This window comes from Shewanella surugensis, from assembly GCF_023284005.1.
Taxonomy (GTDB): domain Bacteria; phylum Pseudomonadota; class Gammaproteobacteria; order Enterobacterales; family Shewanellaceae; genus Shewanella; species Shewanella surugensis.
The window spans coordinates 1-6463 of sequence record NZ_JAKIKS010000193.1; the positions used below are offsets into that span (position 1 = coordinate 1).

At 40.5% G+C, this 6463-nt stretch carries 5 protein-coding genes; all 5 read left to right on the forward strand.

What is annotated here, in order from left to right; all coding sequences use genetic code 11:
• Nucleotides 1–439: 439 nt before the first annotated feature.
• Entirely contained in the window at nucleotides 440–1528 is a 1089-nt protein-coding gene (locus tag L2764_RS25205) for a hypothetical protein (RefSeq protein WP_248943118.1), read from the forward strand.
• Nucleotides 1529–1764: 236 nt separating this feature from the next.
• Nucleotides 1765–3093 carry a hypothetical protein gene (locus L2764_RS25210; RefSeq protein ID WP_248943119.1) on the forward strand — a complete coding sequence of 443 codons (1329 nt, stop codon included), beginning with the start codon at nucleotides 1765–1767 and terminating at the stop codon, nucleotides 3091–3093.
• A 214-nt stretch (nucleotides 3094–3307) separates the two neighbouring features.
• On the forward strand, nucleotides 3308–4138 hold the full coding sequence (locus L2764_RS25215; RefSeq protein WP_248943120.1) for a hypothetical protein: 831 nt from the start codon (nucleotides 3308–3310) through the stop codon (nucleotides 4136–4138).
• A gap of 30 nt (nucleotides 4139–4168) precedes the next feature.
• Complete coding sequence (locus L2764_RS25220) at nucleotides 4169–4810, forward strand: hypothetical protein (protein ID WP_248943121.1); 642 nt, start codon at nucleotides 4169–4171, stop codon at nucleotides 4808–4810.
• 22 nt (nucleotides 4811–4832) lie between these two features.
• Nucleotides 4833–6311 carry a c-type cytochrome gene (locus L2764_RS25225; RefSeq protein WP_248943122.1) on the forward strand — a complete coding sequence of 493 codons (1479 nt, stop codon included), beginning with the start codon at nucleotides 4833–4835 and terminating at the stop codon, nucleotides 6309–6311.
• The last annotated feature ends 152 nt before the right edge of the window (nucleotides 6312–6463 follow it).

Below are 6463 nucleotides of genomic sequence, written 5' to 3' on the forward strand. Positions count from 1 at the left end.
GCACTTGGGGCGGGCTTGTTGAACAAAATCTATTCGGGTGAACTTTACTCGGTTCTTAGCAAATCATCCGGTGAAAACCACCTCAATATTGAACAACCGATTAATGAAGGCCGATGAGGTTATTTTTAATGAGTGTGGCTCAAATAGCCAACTTTGCAACGGAGCCGATTTTTTGCAACAAGCCCGTTTTCTATGATATATTTTCGCCTTGATATTTTGCTGTTTGTTCTTAGAACAACAAAATATGATTATTGTATATTTTTCAAAGCAATATAAAAGGAGATTATCATGGAAAAAAATTCAGCCATAATGACTTCCTTAAGTTTTATTTCCTAGGCCGTATGGCTGGATTGTGACAGGATTTTTTTTATAGTAGTGTTTAGCACAACTGGATTAGGTGGCACCAGTTTAATCAATTTCTCACTTTGGAGCGCCACCAATGATGCTACTTTTACGCCAAGCCTGTATGGGCATATTACTTATTTTAGGCTCGTTATGGCATGTGTATGCCAGTTATGTCGAAATAGATGTGCCTATTTTATCTGAATTTGGCAGTATTGCGGGGTTTACAACCCAAGATCCACATTTAGCATATATGGTACCTAAGTCGTGGACTGTATATGAAAACAATCTATACCGCACTGACAATGACTTTTACTTTATTCTATCACCGAGCTTTGATACTCAGACTTTAGCTCAATATAAGCTGGCCCATCCTGATGTGCTAATGGTGCCTATCCCTCATATATTAAGTGAAACACAATTGTTTTTAGCCGATGTGGTTGAAAATGATTTTTTATTAGGTAAGTTGCAGCACAGTGTGACACCGGATCACGTCGTGAATCAGAGTGATTTGATTTATTATAATATTCGTGTCGATGATGATGCGCTTGCTGGTTTTGTTAATTTACTGAATTCAAATATTGGGCTCACGGGGTATTTAAACTTAAGTTATCCTTTTTCTGGGCAAGTAACCAATACTCAGATCCCTTTATTTATTAAAGCCAGTCAAATTAGCCAAACCATTCCTGATGACTATGAATTGGTGTGGATAAAACGTTTGCTGAGTGAACACTGCTTGCTGTTGAATGAAGTGGTCGATGCTGAACTGTCATTAGGTTTTCAATCTATTCATATCGAATCTCTTGATGGATTGGGTTGTTGGAACAAAGATAATTTTGCTTTGCACGCGATTAGTGAGGGGGATTATCAAGTCAATGGTATTGATCCTTTAGTGTATAACTTTGATATCAATACACGCTTGCATCTCATTGAGTTAGGGTTAGAAGCGCAAGTTCATATGACCACTCAAATTCAAGTGAGCTTAGATTTGTTTGAAGTCACAGTGAGCTTAGATGAATTAGCCATGATAGATATTAATGTAGACGGTGATAATGTCAGCAGTTTTTATCAGTATTTAATTCAACGAGAAATTGAAGCGGAAAAAGACAACATCAAAGCGAGTGTATCGAGCCGCCTAACGCAAGAATTTCAGATTAGAATTATCAATGGCAATCTTTTTCTTTGAGTATTTGAAACTAACATGAGCCTCTTTCTGGGGCTTTTTTGTGAGCTTTATTTACAATAACGTTTTAAATAAATTATTTATAAAGAATAATACCTATTAGTCTATGGATGAAAGTAGCGTTGACTTTAATTTTTTTGCTGTTAACTTAGCGCCCGTCTTGATATAGAAGTGTGTCGTTATTCCAAGGTTTTACCCTAGCAGAAGTTTACTTTACCTACTGATTTTAGGAGTTTCCATTGAAATTTCATCCACTCACAGCCATTAGCAGTACGATTATGGCTGCCTGTTTGTCAACCTCGGCTTGGGCAGTGCCCGCCGATCCAGCCACCGATCCTTTACCTGCTGCAATGCTGGTTGCGTTAGAAGATGCAGCGCAGGGATATGTATTACTCAGAGATAATGTGGCTAACATTGTCTACATTGCGCCACGATATGGTGTAGTGGGTAACAGTGATGGCATGCCCTTGTTGTCCTTAGCCAGCGTTGAGCAAAATGGCATCACTTATGGTGTGCTAAATGCGGCATTTGATTTTAGTGTTGATGGCGCAGATTTTTTGTCTATTAAAACTGCCGTTGAGGAATATAACGATAGTGAGCCATGGAGTTTAGCACCTTTACCCTTTGAATCGACCTCTGGTAGCTTGTCGATTAATAGTTATTCAGATGGTGAAGATGAAGGTTTATGCGGCACCGTGATTGATATTATCACCGGCGATCCCATTGAAGTGTGCTCTAGCTTTGTGATCCGCAGTAATGTGGCACCTAATGGTCCTATATTGGGCGAGTTGTTTAATAGTCAATTGGTATTAACTGATTCAGGTACTGAGTTATACGGAAAACTATTGAAAGGGGGTAATGGCTTATCTTTTAATATGGAAGCCAACTATATGGCGGCGTTTCCTGCCTATACTGCGACCATTGATGTGAGTTATAAGAAATTGTCTGAAAGTTACGATTCTTTTGCTGCCATGCATTACAGCAATTGCTTAGATGTTCAGGTGAGTAATTTCTTTAAAAGGGAATCTCTCTGTACTGAAAATGAAAATGGCATGTTTGAAAGTCTAAATGGCAGTGAATGTGCCATCCGTATTTCTTATACCAATCAGCGCGGTGAAGAAAAAGAAAATATTTTTGAATTACCTGCTAATTATACCGATGAAGATCTGCAAGATTTTGCTCGGGATTATAACGAAGAAATTGTATCGGTACATAATGCCATAGAAAGCCTGCAAATTAAGTTTGAAAATGAAATGCTAGAGAAATTCCCCACTGCCTCGGTTGATAAATCCGTTAACTATAATTTTATCTATCGTGAAGACAGGCAACGTTTCGAAGATGAAGCTAATTTTACCCTCGAAAGAAAAACCATTGGTGGCTCCGTATTAAAGCAGACCACGGTACCTGGTTTAGCCATTTGCATTAATACTAATCCATCAACAGGTGAAGTGCGGCGCTATACAGGCGGGGATTGTTACGGCTTTTGGACCGGAGAAACACAACCTCTAGACATGCTCGATGATACCGAAGAAGGTGAAGTCGAAGAAGAAGAAGGTGGCTGGTTTTAACGTGTAATTCAGTATGACATCATTCCATGGCTAGAGTCAGATAACGGAATTTAGCCATTTTAGTCCTATGATTTTTTAACCGATAGCATTCGATTTCAAACTGGTCATTTTTAAGATACAAAACTCACATCACAAATCCCAACTAAAGGACGTTTTTATGCTCGTTCAAGTGTTAAACATGAGACTAACAGGCTACAAGTTTATTTTGATATTCATGAGTTTTTTTTATATATTCCCCGTTCAAGCCGTTGACTTATATGTTGAAGATTATTATATCGGAGAGGATGTGGGACTGTTTTTTACTCGCTCAGAGATCAGTGACGATATTGTTTATTATATCCCTAATGTTGAGCAGAGTGTGCGGGCAACAGGGATCCCAACCACGATAGACGGTGAGCGTTATTTGCAATATGAAGCCAAGGTGAACTTTCCCGACTGGGTAGATTTGGACGCGATTCGCGCACAGCAGCCCCAATGGAATAATTTTGGTTTTATGCGTGGCGAAGTCGAGGTGATTGACACCTGTGAAGTGAAGCAAGCACGTACTGATAATTTTCATTATTACCAGCGTATTGATGATGTATGGAAGCGATCTGGCAGTGTATCGACCAGTGAAGCCATATTTTGCTTAGTGAGCATTGCGATTAAAGAAGACGATAGTCAGACCTTAGCGAAAGTGCAAGCGCAAGCGGCTCAAGGAACCTTGATTGCTCATGGCATAGACAGTTTCAATATCATTGCGGCGTCAGGCAGTGAAGTTAAAATTGATCTAACACTGGTTTTTCAGCAATTACAAGACTCAGGTTTGTGGAATATTAATGCAGCGGTATCCCAAGAAATGGCACTCACTTTAATGGGGATTGGTTTAAATCAATTATCAACCGCAGAAATGATGTCAATTTTGAGCGAAATGACACACTCTACGGAATTTATGGAGACTTTCTTACAACTCTTCTTTGTGCCCAGTGGAGATCAATATTTACTTGAGGATACCTTGGTTGACCCTATTTTAGAACTGGTGACGCCAACGTCTTTTTCTGTTTGATTTTGCGATAAAATATTCAAGGAAGCCCCCATGTTTAAATTGATCATTTATCTTTATGTAAGCGGCATTATGTTGGTGATGCCAACCGTTGTTAATGCACATGTTAAGACAAGTGAAACGACAGCAGCACTCAGTTTAACTGAGCACATTGATGCTTTAGTCAGTTTGCCAGAAATGAAGGTCAGTGATGTCAACACTCGTCAAAAAATGAAGTTAACCTTGTTTAAAAGCATGCTAGCGCAAACGTTTATTCAAACTCAGCCATTAGATTATATGCAGTTACAGACCGTCTTCTTTGAGCAACATCACCCAAGTGTGATTCATGCCAATGACACGGGTGTGAGTTTACTTAATTTATCCGATAAATCCTGTGAGTTTGTGTCGGGCCAATCCTATCAAATGCGCTTAATTGAGTTAAAACAAGACAGCTGTTTTAGCCGATTAAACTTAGATTATTTTAAACGTAATGACATTGTGGGTTTTACTTATATTGTCATTGACGATATGGATCAAGCATTACCCGAGTCGGTAGAAAAAGAGCTGAATATGCGCTTAAAGCAACAAGTTCAAGCACGCGCGTATCAGGAGTATGTAGATCAATGGCAGTCTAAGCAATCTAAGGCCGTTTCGCCAGCGGCAAAGGGATCTCATTCTGAGAGTGAGCGGATTTAATGTTTCATAAGGGAGGGGCGTTATGTTGAATCTGAAGTACTGGGCGAAACGGAGAAGGGTGGCGGGCTATGGTCTTGATTTACTGGTGTTATTGATCTTGTTGATGACGGTCAATCTTGGGGTGGAGGCAATAGAGCTGGCTTGTCAATCTTGTCATATTAATGCCCAGGAGACGGAGCGTATTTATCAGCAGTCAGATATTAAGCATAACTACGATTTAGAATGTTCAGCTTGTCATCATCATTTAGTCAATGATAAGCCCATTCCGGGCTTGCCTGCTTATATTGCTAACAGTGTGGCGGGCGGGCTTAAAGTCAAAAAAACCTATTTAAATGCGAAAAAGCTGATGTTCTCTGCCCCCACGTTGGATGGGCAATCTGTGGCTAAATATACTCGCTCAGGTTTAGCGGCTTTTTTAACATCTCCCGTAGCGCGCTTTCCTTTTGCGGCTCACAACGGTATGTATCCGTTGACAGCAGCTGAAATCACCCAAGTGTTAAAGGAGAATGAAGTGGATTTGGCCATCTTGCATGATAAAGAGCCCCATAATAAAGTATTTGATAAGAAAGTGCGTAATAACACCCCATTGAATCAATTCGCTTCGATAGATGTTGGCGAAATACTGTTTTCACAGCATTGTCAGAGCTGCCATCACAGCACGGGTCAAGGACCGTTATTGCGCATAGGAATGCCATTATTGTCGTTTAATTATGTACAGCAAGCATTGCGTTATAATTTGCCTCAGCTGGTGAGCAAGATGCCTGATTTTTCTTTTTTGTCTGCACAAGAAGTGAAGCAAGTTTATGTTTATATGAGTCAATCCGCTGCAGATCTTACTCAGCTAATCTTGCCTAAAACGACTTATCAATTCGAGCGTCCGGCGCATATCTATACCAAGGTATTGGTGCCGTTATTTTCCAGTGCCTGCCGTCATTGTCATACTTCATCGATAGCGGAACAGACGCCATTAAAAGTATTATTCTCATCAGATAATATGGATTTTTACTTAGGTAAAACCAAACAAGGCTTTGAACCTTTAGGCCAATCGATGGCGCTCATCTTGCCCACCAAACTATCTATAGCACTGCTGCAAGATTTGACTCAGGCTCATGTAAAGGGAGCGGCTGACACCTTAGCTAAACATTCAACGGCAGGTTTATCATCAGAGTTAAGCCAAGAAGCGGACTTCTATCAGTGCCAAGATTCTGCTTTATTAAGCAGATTAAAAGCGCGCCAGCAAGAGTGGCAGGGGCGCTATTATCAAGATGAATATAGTCAAAACCAATATCGTCAAGACCAAGACAATCAAGCAGAATACATGCAAAAGCAGCCGCCATACAGGGCCAATGAAAGAAAAGTGAAAGGTATGCCGCTCACGCTTGCGCCTGTGGATCAGCAAGTGATTTCAAAAATTGAATTGTGGCAAGTGGCAGGCTGTCCCATAAGAGGCCAGCTTGCTTGTGAGCCCTGTCAGGGACGCCAGATCAACGAGCGCTACTAGTTAGGGTTCTCTGACTAAAAGAACGGTTTGTCACCACGCCCCGGCTCCGTTGCAAAGTTGGCTATTTGAGCCACACTCATTAAAAATAACCTCATCGGATCCATTATGTCAGACTTCAAAGGCCGACACTTTACTGGCGACATTATTCTCTG

Bases quoted from the DNA above. Each gene is read 5' to 3' on its own strand.
- L2764_RS25205 (WP_248943118.1), top strand. From the start codon at position 440: ATGATGCTACTTTTACGCCAAGCCTGTATGGGCATATTACTTATTTTA.
- L2764_RS25215 (WP_248943120.1), top strand. From the start codon at position 3,308: ATGAGTTTTTTTTATATATTCCCCGTTCAAGCCGTTGACTTATATGTT.
- L2764_RS25220 (WP_248943121.1), top strand. From the start codon at position 4,169: ATGTTTAAATTGATCATTTATCTTTATGTAAGCGGCATTATGTTGGTG.
- L2764_RS25225 (WP_248943122.1), top strand. From the start codon at position 4,833: ATGTTGAATCTGAAGTACTGGGCGAAACGGAGAAGGGTGGCGGGCTAT.